This is a genomic window from Streptomyces sp. NPDC059743 (assembly GCF_042732975.1).
Classification (GTDB): Bacteria; Actinomycetota; Actinomycetes; order Streptomycetales; family Streptomycetaceae; genus Streptomyces.
In genome coordinates this window covers 273,152-288,094 of sequence record NZ_JBHWGS010000005.1, presented here as the reverse complement: position 1 = coordinate 288,094, position 14,943 = coordinate 273,152, and the positions used below count along the sequence as shown (strand labels likewise).

Sequence of the window (14,943 nt, the reverse complement as noted above, 5' to 3'; positions counted from 1 at the left end):
CCGATGAGCGAGAGCAGGATCGAAAAGGTACGGCTCGGGACCGGCGGCCCGGAGGTCGGCGTCCAGGGGCTCGGCTGCATGGGCATGAGCTTCGCGTACGGGCCGACGGACCTGGACGAGGCGCGTGCCACCCTGGAGCGCGCCCTGGAACTGGGCGTGACTCTGTACGACACGGCGGACGCCTATGGCGCGGGCGAGAACGAGAGGTTCATCGCGCCGTTCGTCCGGGCGCACCGCGACGAGATCGTCGTGGCGACGAAGTTCGGGCTCGCCATCGACCCGGCCGACCGCACCAAGCGCATCATCCGTAACGACGTGCCGTATATCCGTCAGTGCGTCGAGGGAAGCCTCGAACGCCTCGGCGTGGACGAGATCGACCTCTATTACATGCACCGGCGCGATGTGAACGTCCCCATCGAGGAGACGGTCGGAGTGATGGCCGAGCTGGTGGCCGAGGGCAAGGTCAAGCACCTCGGGCTCAGCGAGGTCACCAGCGGTGAGCTGCGCGCGGCCCAGGCGGTGCACCCGATCGCGGCCGTGCAGTCCGAGTGGTCGCTCTTCAGCCGGGACATCGAGGCGAAGGTCGTCCCGGCCGCCGTCGAACTCGGCGTGGCGCTCGTGCCGTACTCGCCGCTCGGCCGTGGCTTTCTGACCGGCGCGTTCGTCAACGCCGACCGGGAGCTGGGCGACGACGACTTCCGCCGCCAGCAGCCCCGCTTCACCGGCGAGAACGCCGCCGTGAACGCCGCGCTGCTGGAGCCGGTGCGCAAGATCGCCGAAGGGCGGAACGCCACGCTCGGGCAGATCGCGCTCGCCTGGGTGCAGCAGCGAGCGGCGGTGTACGGGCTGCCCGTCGTACCGATCCCGGGCACCCGCAAGCGCACCCGCGTCGAAGAGAATACGGCGGCCACGCGGCTGGTTCTGAGCGAGGACGAGCTGCGGTCGCTGGAGCCGATCGCAGGCCAGGTGGCCGGCGGCCGGTACGCGGACATGGCGTTCACCTCGGCAGGGCGGGAGTAGCGGGTAGCTGCCGCTGTCCGCGGTCTGCCGTCCGATGCCCCGGCCGGGCGAGTGGCTCGGCCGGGGCTCTCGGCTGTGGCGCTTTCGGCCGGCGCGGGCGGCTCATGCCAGGCCGAGGGCGAAGACCGCGAAGCCCGCCGCCAGCAGCCCCGCTGCCGCGCGGCGGGCCTTTGTCGTACGGGTTCCGCTCGCCCAGGGGCCGTCGAAGCGGCGCGCGTGCCGCCCGATCAGTACGAGCAGGACGGCGAACAGCGGCATCCACGCGAGCCTGGCCGCGATCCAGGCGAGCGAGTCGGGAGTGGCCGTCAGGCCGGGCAGAGTGCCGAGGCCCGTCGCCGTACCGAGGAGGGAGCCGGGCACGGCGGCGGCGAGCATCGCCGTCTGGTGCCAGCACAGGATTGTCATCGCGGAGAGATTGATGACGACGACCGGCGCCCAGAGCGCGGGCTTCTTCAGCAGCCGTCCGATCCGGTCCCGGAGCAGGATCGCCGCACCGCTCTGCGCGGCGGCGAGCGCCAGGACCAGCAGGGACGGCGGATGCGAGTTGGTACGGGCCACGCCGGGGACGCCGACCATCGACGCCGGATAGTGGAAGACCACCAGCAGCGCGGCGAACAGGAGCGTGCCGCCGATGAGCAGGACACGCGCCCCGCGTCGGCCGATTCTGCCCTCGCCCCAGGAGACTCCGAGCTGATAGGCGAAGAGCCAGCCCGGCAGGAGGTTCACCATGCTCAGCCAGGACGGCATGGTGTCGGCATACGGTCCGTACCGGAGGAAGTCGACGATCGCGACGGTCGTCAGCAAAGGGGCTGCGGCCCACGCACCCAGCGTATGTGCGGCGCGCACACAGTACGGAGTGAGCGCGGTGACCACCGTATAGACGCCCACGAACCACAGCGGCTGGATCACCAGCGTCGAACCGGTGTGCAGGGTCGTGGCGGGCACGCCGAGCGCGTACAGCACCGGGATCAGCGCCGCGCAGACGGCCGTCACCCCGAGGACCGGCCTGCCCAGCCGCACCACGCGCTGCCGCAGCCAGGCGGCGGTGGTGGAGGTGCGCCTGCGGTACGAGAGGACGGAGGCGTACCCGCCGACCAGGAAGAAGATGCCCAGCATCTGGAGCACCCAGCTCACGGGGGCGAAGCCGCCGAAGGTGGAGAGCGGGCTCGCGTTGTGCAGGGCGCCCGCGCTGTCCAGGGTGAAGCCGCCGAGCAGCCAGTGCCCGGTCGGTACGGCGAGCAGCGCGATCGCGCGCAGGCCGTCGATCGCGCGGTCGCGGTGGGCGGGGGTCTGTGTCTCGATCTTCTCGATGGTCCCGGCGAGCGTCATCGGGTCCCTCCGGAGGAGGCGGGGGCGAGAGCGGCCGTGGTCTGTGTGGCGCGGGCCTGTGTGCTCGCGGTATGTGCGGGCCGGGCCTGTGTGGTGCGGGGCCATGTGGCTTGGCGCCACGTGGTGCGGACCTGTGTGGCCCGGCCCTCCGCGATCGCGGCGAAGGCGCGGAGCGAGTCGGTGCCGGGGGTGAAGTAGCCGGTGTGGCCCCGGGCTTCGGCGGCCGGCACCCGGCGGGCGCCGAAGGCGGCACCGGCCGGGTCGGCCCCGTGTCCCAGGCCTGCGAACTCGACATTCGGGACGCGGGAGATCCAGTCGGAGGCGTTCTTGGCGACCCAGACGCGCGCCCTGGTATGGAGATCCACCACAGACCGGACCCGCATACCGGGCGAGCCAAACACCACGATGTCCGAGGCGCTCACCTCATGGGCGGCGAGCCCGCACACCACCGAGCCATAGCTGTGGCAGAACAGCACAGGTTTCGCGATCCCCGCCGCTACGAGCCCCTGGGTGAACCGCGCCAGCCGTCCCGCCCCCGCCTCCGCGAGATCACCGGTGGCCGCGTCAAGACCGACCCCGACCGGGGTCGTGTAACCGGCCCAGGCGATCACGGCGGCACGGCCTCCCGTCGCGGCCCGCAGCGAGGCGGCCATCCCGGCCGGCGTGCCGTAGCGGTCCTTCGTACGGTCGAAGGTCCCCGCGTCGATGTCCGAGCCCGGTACGACGACCGACACATGGCGGGCGCCCGCCAGATCCCCGTACACCTCGGCGACCTGGCCGCGCCCGCGCGGATCGAAGGCGAGGATCTGCCGGCCGGGCGCCGCGAGCCGCTCGTACCGGGGGTCGCCCTCGGCCCGTACCGCGAGGGAATTGGCCTCGTACCGCAGCGCGACCGGCACCCCGTCGAGGTTGCCGACGACCAGCGGATGGCGGTGCAGGAGCCGCTGCCGCTCATGGGGTGTCAGTCCGGCGAAGAAGCGGGCCACCCGGGCGGGGGAGGCGGTCGCGGGATCGGGGAGCGGGCGTCCGAGCGAGCCGTCCGCACGCCAAGCCGCGCTGCCGGGCGGTGGCCCGGTCACCGGCCGCTGTGCGTCGCCGGAGGCCCAGCCCGCCGTCCCTCCGACCACGGCCGTCGCCAGTGCGACAGCGACCAGGGTCCTCTTGAAGCGCCGCATATGTGTCTCCTTCTGCTGCTCGTCCTCGGATGGGGCGAGCAGGAAGGTAAGGAGACGGTCTGTGCGGAGGCGTCACACCGGGGTGCCAACCAGCGGGTGATACCGGAGTAGGGGTGGTGCTGGTTCGAGGCTGATTCGGTGCGGTGCGGTGCGGTGGGGTGCGGTGCAGTGGGGTGGGGTGGGGTGCTCAGGCGGTCGCGGCTCAGGCGGTCGCGTCGCCCGGGGTCACCAGCCCCGACTCGTACGCGAAGATCACCGCCTGCGCGCGGTCGCGTAGTCCGAGCTTGGCCAGGACCCGGCCGATATGGGTCTTCACCGTCTGCTCGGCGACCACGAGCCGACCGGCGATCTCCTGGTTGGACAGGCCCCTGGCGATCAGTTCGAGCACCTCGGTCTCCCGGGGCGTCAGCCCGCGCAGCCGCAGGGCGTGGTCCTTGCGGGGCGCGGGCCGCTGCTGGGCGAAGTCCGCGATCAGCCGCCGGGTCACCGACGGCGCGAGCAGGGCCTCTCCGGCGGCGACGATCCGTACCGCCGCGATCAGATCGGCCGGAGGCGCGTCCTTGAGGAGAAAGCCGGAGGCTCCGGCGCGCAGCGCCTCGTACACATAGTCGTCCACGTCGAAGGTGGTGAGCATCAGCACCCTGGGCCGGTGGATCACCCCGACGGGCGGGTTCAGCACTTCGCGGGCGGCGGCCAGCCCGTCCATCTCGGGCATCCGGACATCCATCAGGACCACATCCGGGTGGACGGAACGGCTCAGCTCCACGCCCCGGCGGCCGTCCGGCGCCTCGCCCGCCACATCGATGTCGGCCTGCGCGGACAGCAGCGCGGCGAACCCCGCGCGCACCATGGCCTGGTCGTCGACGATGATCACGCGGATGGTCAAGGAGCGTCCTTCGCAGCGGTGGGACTCGTGGGACCGGTGGGACCGGTGGTGGCGGTTGTGGGGCCCACGGGACCGGTGGGGCCTGTGGGACCGGCGGTCAGCGGGAGCCGCGCGGCCACCCGGAAACCGCCGTCGGGCAGCGGCCCGGTGTCCAGGGTGCCGCCGGTCAACCGTACGCGTTCCCGCATACCCACCAGACCGTGCCCGGTCCCCGTGGTCTCCAGCGGTGAAGTACGCGCGGCGGCCCGCTCGTTGACGACCACGACGGTCAGCCAGTCGCCGTCCGAGGCCACCGACACCCGGGTCCGCGCGCCGGACGCGTGCCGCACCACATTGGCGAGGGCCTCCTGCACGATCCGGTACGCGGACAGATCCACGGCCGGGGGTACGGGCCCCAGCTCGGCCGGCAGCGACAGTTCGGCCGGCACTCCGGCCCGTACCGTCGCCTCCACGAGCTGCTGCACCCGGTCGAGACCGGGCTGGGGCGCCCGCTCCCCGGCTGTGTCCTCCCGGCGCAGCACCGTCAGCAGCCGCCGCATCTCGGCCAGGGACTCCCGCGCGCTCGCCGCGATCGATCCGAACTCCTCCTGGGCCTGCGGCGACAGGTCCGGCAGCCGGTACGGCGCCGAGTCGGCCTGCACGGTGATCACCGACATATGGTGTGCGACCACATCGTGGAGTTCACGGGCGATACGGGTGCGCTCCTCCAGCAAGGTGCGCTGGGCGCGTTCCGCCTCGCTGATGTTCTCCTGCTCGGCGAGCCGCCGCTGCACCTCGCCGCGTTCCCGCAGCACCACGCCGACCAGCAGGACGACTCCGCTGAGGACGAAGAGCAGTAGCGCGCTTCCGTCACTGCGGTCGGACGCCTCGGCGTACAGCACGAGTCCCGCCAGGCCGGTCGCGCACCATACGGCGATCACGGTCCGCCGGGTCTCGCGCAGCGCGAGCGCGAGCATCACGAAGAGATAGCCGACGATGACGGGCGCGGTCCATGGCCAGATGCCGGCCTTCTGCTGGGGCTCGGTCAGCAGGGCCATGGCGCCGAGGATGTCCGCGGTGAAGATGATCCACCAGGCCTGCAACGGCCGGTGCGCCAGCATGAGCAGCGGCGCGGCCTGCGCGACGCCGATCGCTCCCGCGACGCCGCCGTTCAGCCCGTACTGGGTGGTGAGGACGGAGATGGTGACCGGGACGAGCGCGGCGGTGAGCGCCAGGACGATCCCGTACGGCAGCAGCCGCTGCCAGAGCCTCGGCGCGTCCGCGAACAGGGGTGTCGGCGGATGGGAGGGATGCGCCAGGCCCCGTGCCAGCTCGCGCGCGTTGCGGCGCGCGGCACTGAGCAGACCGTCGGTCTGCGGTGGCGGTGGCGATGGCGAGGTGTGGGACATGGTCCGGCCAGCCTAGGCAGCCGGTGGCACACGGGCGTCATACCGGGGAGCTGGTAGGAACGTCATACCGAGGTATGAGATCCAGCGGTCCCGCCGCCAGAGGACCGCCGCCAGGGGGCCGCCGCCAGTGGTCCCACCGGCCAAGAGGGCCCGCCCGGCCGCGGACCGGTGACGTCCGGCCGCGGGTCGGTGACGGGCGTCACAGGTCGGCCTCCGAGCGGCGGCGCATCCGAGCGGCGGCGCCGCGGTCCGGGCCGCTGCCCGTCTCACGCCGCTGCCCGCCTCACAGCTCCGCCAGCAGTTCCGCCTTCTTCGCCGAGAACTCCTCGTCCGTCACCAGTCCCGCCTGATGCAGCTCGCCGAGATGGCGGATACGGTCGGCGACATCCGCCGGGTCGCGGCGTATCGACGCCACCGCTGGGACCGTCACCGAGGCGCGGCTCGGTGACGCTTCCTGGACGGCCGCGAGGACGGCCGCAGCGAACGGGAGCGACTCGTGCACCGGGCCGTAGCCGAGACCGAAGACGACCGCCGCCGGATCGTGGTCCGCCCGGGCCGGCTGCGGCAGTCCCGTACCGGTTCCGTCGCGGCGCAGCAGCCGCAGATAGCCGTCGAACAGCTCCGGCGAGCGCCATTCGACGCCGTGCAGCTCCCCGACCGGCAGATTCTGGTCGCCCGCCTTCCACTTGGTGGTGGAGGCGCCCGTCGAGAACCAGCGGAAGGACACCCGGTCCCCGTCGAAGAAGGCCTTGCCGTCGAACGCCTTGAAGTGCAGCGGAGGCGCGGGCGCGGCCACCAGATAGCGCTCGGCGGGCTCCTGCGCGTCCCGGGGGCCGCGCGCCAGGGCGGCCCGCAGTGTGTCGGCGTAGTACTCCGCGAGGGTGTCGCGCTCGGCGGGCAGCACCAGCCGGTAGGGATCGCCGCTCTCCCTGAGCTGTCCGGCCGCCGCCTCCACGAGCGGATCGGCTCCGGCTCTCGGCACGGCGTGCAGCACCACCGTCCCGCGCTTTCCGGGAGTGAGCGTCACCGATGACAACGCCTCATGAGGGATACGGCGTTCACCGAGCGCCTGGAACAGCTTCGGCGTTCTGATCCCCCGTTCGAAGCGGACGAGCACGGAGTCGCTCTCGAACTCCCAGGTGGCATGAATCCCCGCGAGCACATCACCCATGTGCTTCATCGTAGGCGGCGTGCGCCCATGAGTCGCCTGCCCCAGCGCACGAATTCTACGCGCGTGGGCCCTCTTCGGACGCTCCGTGCGCCGTGCGTACGCCGTGCCCGGCCGACACGCGACCCGTGCGCCGGCCGGGTGCGTAGCGAGTGCGTACCGCGTACGTCAGGCCTGGTCCGTTCCGCTCCCGCCGTCGTCCGGGATTCCGTTCACACAGCCGCCGTCGCCGTCCGCACAGCTCACCGCGGTGTACGAACCGACGCCGATGTCCGCGAAGTTGTCGAGGCTCTCGGTACCGGGTTCGAAGTAGCCGCTGTGCCCGGCCGCGCCGGCCGCCGAGAGCACGCGCGCCCCGAAGGCCCGCGCCATCGGGTCCGCGCCATGACCGAGTCCGCCGACCGCCATGTACGGCACGTCCTCGATCCAGTCGTCACGGTCCCGCATGGCCCACACATGGGCGTCCGTACGGAGCTGTGCCGCGTTCCGCACCCGCATCCCGGGACTGCCCGCGACCGCCACATCGCTGACCCGGGCGGGCAGGCCGCGTGCGGCCACTCCGCACACCACGGAGCCGTAGCTGTGGCAGAAGAGCGAGATCCGGGACGTGCCGGGCAGCGCGCGGGTCAGCGCGGTGAGCCGTACGGCACCCTCCTCGGCGAGCTTGCCGATCGCCGCGTCCATGCCGAGCCCGGCGGGCGAGGTGTAGTCGGCCCAGGCGATGACGGCCGTCCGCGCGTCGGGATCGGCGGAGCGCTCGGCGGAGTACAGCGACTCGGCCATGCCCACCGGCGCCGTGTACCAGCGCTCCGTCCGCTCGAACGTCAGCATGTGCGTGTCGACGCCGGGCACGACGACCGAGACACGCTGGGCGCGTTCGAGATCGCCGAACACCTCCGCGGCCCGGCCCTTCCCCGACGGATCGAACGCGAGGATCTGCCGGTCCCCGCCGAGCATCGACTCGTAACGGTGCATACGGCGGCCCGCCTGCCGGCGGCCGTCCTCGGACAGTCTGCTGTCGTGCATACGGCGCTCCTCCACCACGCGCGCCCGCATCAGGGCAAGCCGGTTGGCGCGGTAGCGGAGCCCGACGGGCGCGCCGTTGAGATTGCCGACGACCAACGAATAGGTGGCGGCGAGCCGTTCCTGCTCCTCCTGGGTGAGGGAGTCGAAGAACGCGGCGAGGCGCTTCGGCGGCGAAGCGGGATTCGGCAGCTGCCGAACGCCTGTCCGGCCTCGCTCCCAGGCGTCGAGCGCGGCTTTCAGCGGCTCGCCCGGGCCGCGTTGACGCTGGACGGCGGTCCAGCCGGTGGTCGACAGCATCACGAACACGACGGCGAGGGCGAGCAGGGCGCGCCAGACGTTGAGAGTGGGGGAGGAGTCTAAAGAGGTCACTGTTCAACCAGACTAGGACGGGCGCGGGAGTCCTCGCGACACGGGTGATACGGATCACGGACGGGTGAGGGTTGAACCGAAGGTAACCTCACCGGCCGTTCAGGCGGCGCGCACGCTCCGGCGCGTTTTGGGTGTACGGCGGGCCAGACGGGTGTACGGAGGATCGGCGGAGCAGGACGGATCCGCCGCGTGTGTTGCGTGTGTTATGGAGAAAGGGCGTGCGTATACGGAGACGTGCGGAGACGTGCGGATACGGAGAACGAGGGATCAGCCGCGTGTTCGGCGGATCGGGCGGGCCGTCGGCCCGCCGCGTGCTCCGGCCGTCCGCCAGTCCTCGGCGAGCGCGGGACCGAGATGGTCGAGATACCTCTCGGACAGATCGCGCAGTGTCTCCAGGCTCGTGTCCTGGCCCTGGCCCCAGAGCCGGCCCGTCACCCGCATCACACCGGTGAACGCGGCGACGGCCACCCGGGGCCGCGGATCGGTGTCCACGTCCAGGCCCTCGCGGTCGGCGAGCAGTTGGGAGAGCCCTTCCTCAAGACCGGCGGAGCGGCGTAGATGGACGGCGAGCAGGGCAGGCGTCGACTCGATCATCTGGTACGTCCGCATATACAGCTCGACCGGTACGACCGACTGGATCGTCTCGCCGACCGAGGTCCAGGCGGAGGCGACGGCGTTGCGCATCGCCTCCATCGGCCCTTCCGCGGCGGGCCGTCCGCGCAGTGCCTCGACAAACTTGTTCTCCACCATCTCCACGACGGCGAAGGCGACTTCTTCCTTGCTGGCGTAGTAGCGGAAGAAGGTGCGCTGCGAGACCTCGACGGCGTCGGTGATCTCGTCAATGGTGGTCTGCTCGTAGCCCTGGGCGGTAAACCGTTCGAGTGCCTCGCGCAGCAGGGCGTCGCGGGTGCGCTGCTTCTTGCGGGCGCGCAGTCCGCTCGGCTGTTCAGCCGCTGATATCTGATCCTGCCCGGCGGCTGTGTCCGGCCCGAGGGTCACCGAATGGTCCTCATTCCACCGCTTTCCATCTTCATTCGACCGGATCGGTCGAAAATCGACCGGCTCAGACGAACTGTGAGCTACGTGACAGTTACCAACTTGTGAAATGGTTTGTCAACTGTCAGCGGCTGACATTAGCGTACCCGGTATGACTAGTCAGACCACCGTCGACAAGGCGCCACAGAGCCCGGAATACCCGGCGCCCGCGCCAACCAAGGGACTGCGTGGCCATCCCTGGCTGACCCTCTTCTCCGTGGCGATCGGCGTCATGATGGTGGCGCTCGACGGCACCATTGTCGCGATCGCGAACCCTGCCATCCAGAAGGACCTCGGCGCCACTTTCGCCGATGTGCAGTGGATCACCAACGGCTACTTCCTCGCCCTCGCCGTGGCGCTGATCACCGCGGGCAAGCTCGGTGACCGCTTCGGCCACCGGCAGACCTTCCTCATCGGAGTCACCGGATTCGCCGCGGCCTCCGGAGCCATCGGCCTGTCCGACAGCATCGCTCTGGTCATCGTCTTCCGAGTGCTCCAGGGCCTCTTCGGCGCACTGCTGATGCCGGCCGCGCTCGGCCTGCTGCGCGCCACCTTCCCGGCCGAGAAGCTCAATATGGCCATCGGTATCTGGGGCATGGTCATCGGTGCCTCCACCGCGGGCGGCCCGATCCTCGGCGGTGTGCTGGTCGAGCATGTGAGCTGGCAGTCCGTCTTCTTCATCAATGTGCCGGTGGGTGTGATCGCCCTGGTGGTCGGCGCCGTGATCCTCCGGGACCACCGGGCGGAGAACGCTCCGAAGTCCTTCGACATCCTCGGCATCCTGCTGCTCTCCTCCGCGATGTTCTGTCTGGTCTGGGCGATCATCAAGGCGCCCGTCTGGGGCTGGGGCTCCGGTACGACCTGGCTCTTCATCGGTGTCTCGGTGGCCTGCTTCGTCCTCTTCGGCTTCTGGGAGACCAAGGTCAAGGAGCCGCTCGTACCGCTGGGGCTCTTCAAGTCCGTACCGCTCTCCGCCGGTGTGGTGCTGATGGTGCTGATGGCCGTGGCCTTCCTGGGCGGCCTCTTCTTCGTCACCTTCTATCTCCAGAACGTGCATGGCATGAGCGCGGTCGACAGCGGTCTGCATCTGCTGCCGCTCACCGGCATGATGATCGTCGGCTCGCCGCTGGCCGGTGTGCTGATCACCAAGGTCGGCCCGCGTATCCCGCTGGCCGGCGGTATGGCGCTGACGGCGGCGGCCATGTTCGGTATGTCCACGCTGGAGACCGGCACCGGCAGCGTCGCCATGTCGATCTGGTTCGCGCTGCTCGGCCTCGGCCTGGCGCCGGTGATGGTGGGCGCGACCGAGGTCATCGTGGGCAATGCGCCGATGGAGCTGTCCGGAGTGGCCGGCGGGCTCCAGCAGTCCGCCATGCAGATCGGCGGCAGCCTCGGTACGGCCGTGCTGGGCGCCGTCATGGCCTCGAAGGTCTCCAACGACCTGCCGGGCAACTGGACCGACGCCGGTCTGCCGCCGCTCAGCTCCGCGCAGGCGGAAGCGGCGGCCGAGGCGGTCCAGGTCGGTGTGCCTCCGGTGGCGCCGGGCACGCCCGCCGAGATCGCCGAGAAGATCACCGGCGTCGCCCACGACACATTCATGTCCGGCATGGGCCTGGCCTGTCTGGTCGCGGCCGGTGTCGCGACCGTGGCGATCTTTGTCGCGCTGCTGACGAAGCGTGGAGACAACGCGGAGGCGGCGGGCGGAGGAGTGCACATCTGACGTCAGCCCTCTGGTGACATCGCGTCAACTCAGCGCCTGAGACAGCCCCGCCGGAACGTTCCGGCGGGGCTGTCGCCTATCCGGGTGGAGAGTGCCGTGGGCCCTTTCCGAGGCCGAGCGTCGCAGGTCAGAGTGGCATCGACCGATTTCGTCACACACGGGGACCGATCCATATGCGCAAGATCATGCTCATGCTCAGCACTCTGCTCGCAGTCATGTTCACCACTGTGCTCACCACACCGCCGGCCGGCGCCGAGGCGGCCCCGCCGCCGCGTCTTGGCGCGTGCGCCACGGGCGAGCTGTGTTTCTGGGCGAAGGCGGACTTCCAGGGCGCGCGGCAGACGCGCGAACTGTCCGGTACGGAGATCGGGAGCTGTGTACCGCTCGCGCCGGGTACGACCGCCCAGTCACTGGCCAACCGCACCGGACGGAATGTGACCACCTATCAGTCCGTGGAGTGCGAGGAGACCGGGGAGTTCGAGACATATCCGGGCAAGGGCACCTGGGTGCCGGGCTCGCCGTACCGCGTACGGGCCTTCAAGCTGTGGGAACGCTGACGTTCCACGGGCGTCGGCCGGCGGCCGTGGAACGGGCCGAGGGCGGCAGGACCGACCGGTCCCACCGCCCTCGTACACCGATCCGCGAACCGCTAGGCCCTGTCCGGTCGATCTTCGTGGGCCCGGAACGCCCGGCACGGCACCTCGCCGCGTTGTCGGAGTTGCCCGAGTACGGCCGGGCCATCAACAACGCCGATCCTCCGCCTTGCGATGCTCCCCCGTAGCCTGAACGGCACGGGAGGTACCCCCTCCACCGGACGCCCCGGGCTGATCCACGAAGACCGACCGGACAGGACCTAGGCGTCGCCGCCCGCCGCGCCCGGGTCGGCGGCCGAGGCGTCCAGCAGTCGGTAGCGGTCCACGGCCTGCTTCAGCACCGAACGGTCGACCCGGCCCTCCCTCGCCAGCTCGGTCAGCACTCCGAGCACCACCGACTGCGCGTCGATATGGAAGAAGCGACGGGCCGCGCCGCGCGTGTCCGCGAAGCCGAAACCGTCCGCGCCCAGCGACTGGTACGTACCGGGAACCCAGCGTGCGATCTGGTCGGGCACCGAACGCATCCAGTCGGAGACCGCCACGAACGGGCCCTCCGCGCCGGACAGCTTCCGCGTCACATACGGGACGAGCTGCTCCTCCTCCGGGTGGAGCAGATTGTGCCGCTCCACCTCGACGGCCTCACGGCGCAGCTCGTTCCAGGAGGTCGCCGACCAGACGTCCGCCCTGACGTTCCACTCCTCGGCGAGCAGCCGCTGAGCCTCCAGCGCCCAGGGCACGGCCACACCGGAGGCCATGATCTGCGCCGGGATCGAGCCCTGCACGCCGCGCCTGAAGAGATGGATTCCCTTGAGGATGCCCTCCACGTCCACATCGGCCGGCTCGGCCGGGTGCTGGATCGGCTCGTTGTAGACGGTGAGGTAGTAGAAGATGTCCTCGCTGTCGGGACCGTACATCCGGCGCAGACCGTCCTTGACGATATGCGCGATCTCGAAGCCGTACGCCGGGTCGTAGGCGACACAGGCCGGATTGGTCGAGGCCAGCAGATGCGAATGGCCGTCCGCGTGCTGGAGGCCTTCACCGGTCAGCGTCGTACGTCCGGCGGTCGCGCCCAGGACGAAGCCGCGGGCGAGCTGGTCGGACATCTGCCAGAACTGGTCGCCGGTCCGCTGGAAACCGAACATCGAGTAGAAGACATAGACCGGGATCAGCGGCTCGCCATGGGTGGCGTACGCCGAGCCCGCCGCGATCAGCGAGGCCGTACAGCCCGCCTCGGAGATGCCGTCGTGCAGCATCTGGCCCGTCGGCGACTCCTTGTACGCGAGCAGCAGCTCGCGGTCCACGGCCTCGTACTGCTGGCCCAGCGGGTTGTAGATCTTGGCGCTCGGGAAGAAGGAGTCCATACCGAACGTGCGGTACTCGTCGGGAGCGATCAGCACGAAGCGCTTGCCGATCTCCTTGTCCCGCATCAGGTCCTTGAGCAGCCGGACGAACGCCATGGTGGTGGCGATCGACTGCTGGCCCGAGCCCTTCTTGACCGCCGCGTACGTCTTGTCCTCGGGCAGGTTCAGCGGCTTCGCCCGGACGACCCGGGTCGGTACGTACCCGCCCAGCGACTTGCGCCGGTCGTGCATGTACTGGATCTCCTCCGAGTCCCGGCCCGGGTGGTAGTACGGCGGCAGGCCGTCCTCCAGCTCCCGGTCCGTGATCGGGAGGTGCAGCCGGTCGCGGAAGCCCTTGAGATCGGAGACCGTCAGCTTCTTCATCTGGTGGGTCGCGTTGCGGCCCTCGAAGTTCGGGCCGAGCGTCCAGCCCTTGACCGTCTGCGCCAGGATCACCGTCGGCTGGCCCTTGTGGGCCTTGGCCGCCGCGTACGCCGCGTAGACCTTCCGGTGGTCGTGACCGCCGCGGCCGAGGTGCAGGATCTGGTCGTCGGTCATGTGCTCGACCATGGCGCGCAGCCGTTGGTCGTCGCCGAAGAAGTGCTCACGGATGTACGCGCCGGTCTCGGTGGCATACGTCTGGAACTGCCCGTCCGGCGTGGTGTTCAGCCGGTTGACCAGGACACCGTCCCTGTCCTGTGCGAGCAGCGGGTCCCAGGAGCGGTCCCAGACCAGCTTGATGACATTCCAGCCGGCACCGCGGAACTGCGACTCCAGCTCCTGGATGATCTTGCCGTTGCCGCGCACCGGGCCGTCGAGCCGCTGGAGATTGCAGTTCACGACGAAGGTCAGATTGTCCAGGCCCTCACGGGCGGCGATGGAGAGCTGGCCCAGCGACTCGGGCTCGTCCATCTCGCCGTCGCCGAGATACGCCCAGACATGCGAGGCGGAGGTGTCGGCGATACCGCGCGCCTCCATATAGCGGTTCATCCTGGCCTGGTAGATCGCGCCGAGCGGGCCGAGGCCCATCGAGACGGTCGGGAACTCCCAGAAGTCCGGCATCAGCCGCGGATGCGGATAGCTGGACAGTCCGTACGGCGCCTTCGACTTCTCCTGGCGGAACGCGTCGAGCTGCGCCTCGCTCAGCCGGTCCAGCAGAAAGGCACGGGCGTAGATGCCGGGAGAGGCATGGCCCTGGAAGAAGATCTGGTCGCCGCCGTCGCCACGGTCCTTGCCCCGGAAGAAGTGGTTGAAGCCCACGTCGTAGAGCGAGGCGGAGGAGGCGAAGGTGGCGATATGGCCGCCGACGCCGATGCCCGGGCGCTGTGCGCGCGAGACCATCACGGCCGCGTTCCAGCGGGTCGCGTTGAGGATCTTGCGCTCGATCTCCTCGTTGCCCGGGAAGAACGGCTCATCCTTGGTGGCGATGGTGTTGACGTAGTCCGTGCTGCGCATCTCGGGCACGGCCACCCGCTTCTCGCGGGCACGCTCGATCAGCCGGAGCATCAGATAGCGGGCGCGCTCACGGCCCCGCTCGTCGACAGCGGCGTCGAGCGAGTCGAGCCACTCCTGGGTCTCTTCGGGATCGAAGTCCGGGACCTGGCTGGGCAGGCCGCCAATGATGATCGGGGTGCGATCGGATCCGGAAGCCACGCTTGTCCTTCGCTGGTTGGTCGTGTCGTGCCCTGCACACGGTCGATGCGGTGCACGCCGTCGGAATACTGCTCGCTACGCGGGCCCGGGGATCCGAGGGATTCTCACCGGAGTCCCCAGGGAGTGGGCACGCACGCCGCCTCCATCGTGTACCGCTGCGGAGGAAACGTCATCTCTACCGAGGGGTAACCAGGTATATCCGGAGAATCCCGCCCCGTTCCCGGGCTCGCGCCGGTCTTCG

At 70.3% G+C, this 14,943-nt stretch carries 11 protein-coding genes; 3 read left to right on the top strand and 8 right to left on the bottom strand.

All coding sequences use genetic code 11. The annotated features are described in order from the left end of the window. Positions 1-3: 3 nt before the first annotated feature. Positions 4-1,020 carry an aldo/keto reductase gene (locus ACFV6H_RS11800; RefSeq protein WP_385540822.1) on the top strand — a complete coding sequence of 339 codons (1,017 nt, stop codon included), beginning with the start codon at positions 4-6 and terminating at the stop codon, positions 1,018-1,020. A 102-nt stretch (positions 1,021-1,122) separates the two neighbouring features. Here the strand turns inward: ACFV6H_RS11800 and ACFV6H_RS11795 are convergent, their stop codons facing one another. The 7 genes from ACFV6H_RS11795 to ACFV6H_RS11765 form a co-directional block, all read right to left on the bottom strand. Beyond that, a complete protein-coding gene (locus tag ACFV6H_RS11795; RefSeq protein WP_385540820.1) occupies positions 1,123-2,349 on the bottom strand; it encodes an acyltransferase in 1,227 nt (408 codons plus the stop codon). Continuing rightward, a complete protein-coding gene (locus ACFV6H_RS11790) occupies positions 2,346-3,524 on the bottom strand; it encodes an alpha/beta hydrolase (protein ID WP_385540818.1) in 1,179 nt (392 codons plus the stop codon). Before ACFV6H_RS11790 ends, ACFV6H_RS11795 begins: the two co-directional genes overlap by 4 nt. Before the next feature lie 202 nt (positions 3,525-3,726). Next, positions 3,727-4,410 carry a response regulator gene (locus ACFV6H_RS11785; RefSeq protein WP_384980571.1) on the bottom strand — a complete coding sequence of 228 codons (684 nt, stop codon included), beginning with the start codon at positions 4,408-4,410 and terminating at the stop codon, positions 3,727-3,729. Then, positions 4,407-5,798, bottom strand: coding sequence for a sensor histidine kinase (locus ACFV6H_RS11780; RefSeq protein ID WP_385540815.1), 1,392 nt, complete (start codon positions 5,796-5,798; stop codon positions 4,407-4,409). The genes ACFV6H_RS11785 and ACFV6H_RS11780 overlap by 4 nt, the downstream gene beginning before the upstream one ends. Positions 5,799-6,081: 283 nt before the next feature. Further along, on the bottom strand, positions 6,082-6,969 hold the full coding sequence (locus ACFV6H_RS11775) for a DUF4429 domain-containing protein (RefSeq protein ID WP_385540813.1): 888 nt from the start codon (positions 6,967-6,969) through the stop codon (positions 6,082-6,084). 165 nt (positions 6,970-7,134) lie between these two features. Continuing rightward, the gene (locus ACFV6H_RS11770; RefSeq protein ID WP_385540811.1) at positions 7,135-8,361 is read right to left on the bottom strand and encodes an alpha/beta hydrolase; all 1,227 of its coding nucleotides are present in this window, start codon (positions 8,359-8,361) and stop codon (positions 7,135-7,137) included. Between the two features lie 267 nt (positions 8,362-8,628). Continuing rightward, the gene (locus ACFV6H_RS11765; protein WP_385540809.1) at positions 8,629-9,360 is read right to left on the bottom strand and encodes a TetR/AcrR family transcriptional regulator; all 732 of its coding nucleotides are present in this window, start codon (positions 9,358-9,360) and stop codon (positions 8,629-8,631) included. Between the two features lie 148 nt (positions 9,361-9,508). On the opposite strand from ACFV6H_RS11765, the gene ACFV6H_RS11760 reads away from it, so the two are divergent. Together ACFV6H_RS11760 and ACFV6H_RS11755 are read left to right on the top strand one after the other, a co-directional pair. Further along, positions 9,509-11,116 (top strand): MFS transporter, encoded by a 1,608-nt coding sequence (locus ACFV6H_RS11760; RefSeq protein ID WP_385540807.1) that lies wholly within the window; start codon positions 9,509-9,511, stop codon positions 11,114-11,116. A 173-nt stretch (positions 11,117-11,289) separates the two neighbouring features. Further along, entirely contained in the window at positions 11,290-11,673 is a 384-nt protein-coding gene (locus ACFV6H_RS11755) for a peptidase inhibitor family I36 protein (RefSeq protein WP_093594049.1), read from the top strand. Between the two features lie 296 nt (positions 11,674-11,969). On the opposite strand, the gene aceE is transcribed toward ACFV6H_RS11755, so the two are convergent. Beyond that, positions 11,970-14,702: a pyruvate dehydrogenase (acetyl-transferring), homodimeric type gene (gene aceE, locus ACFV6H_RS11750; protein ID WP_385540804.1), complete on the bottom strand. Its 2,733-nt coding sequence runs from the start codon at positions 14,700-14,702 to the stop codon at positions 11,970-11,972. Positions 14,703-14,943 lie beyond the last annotated feature (241 nt).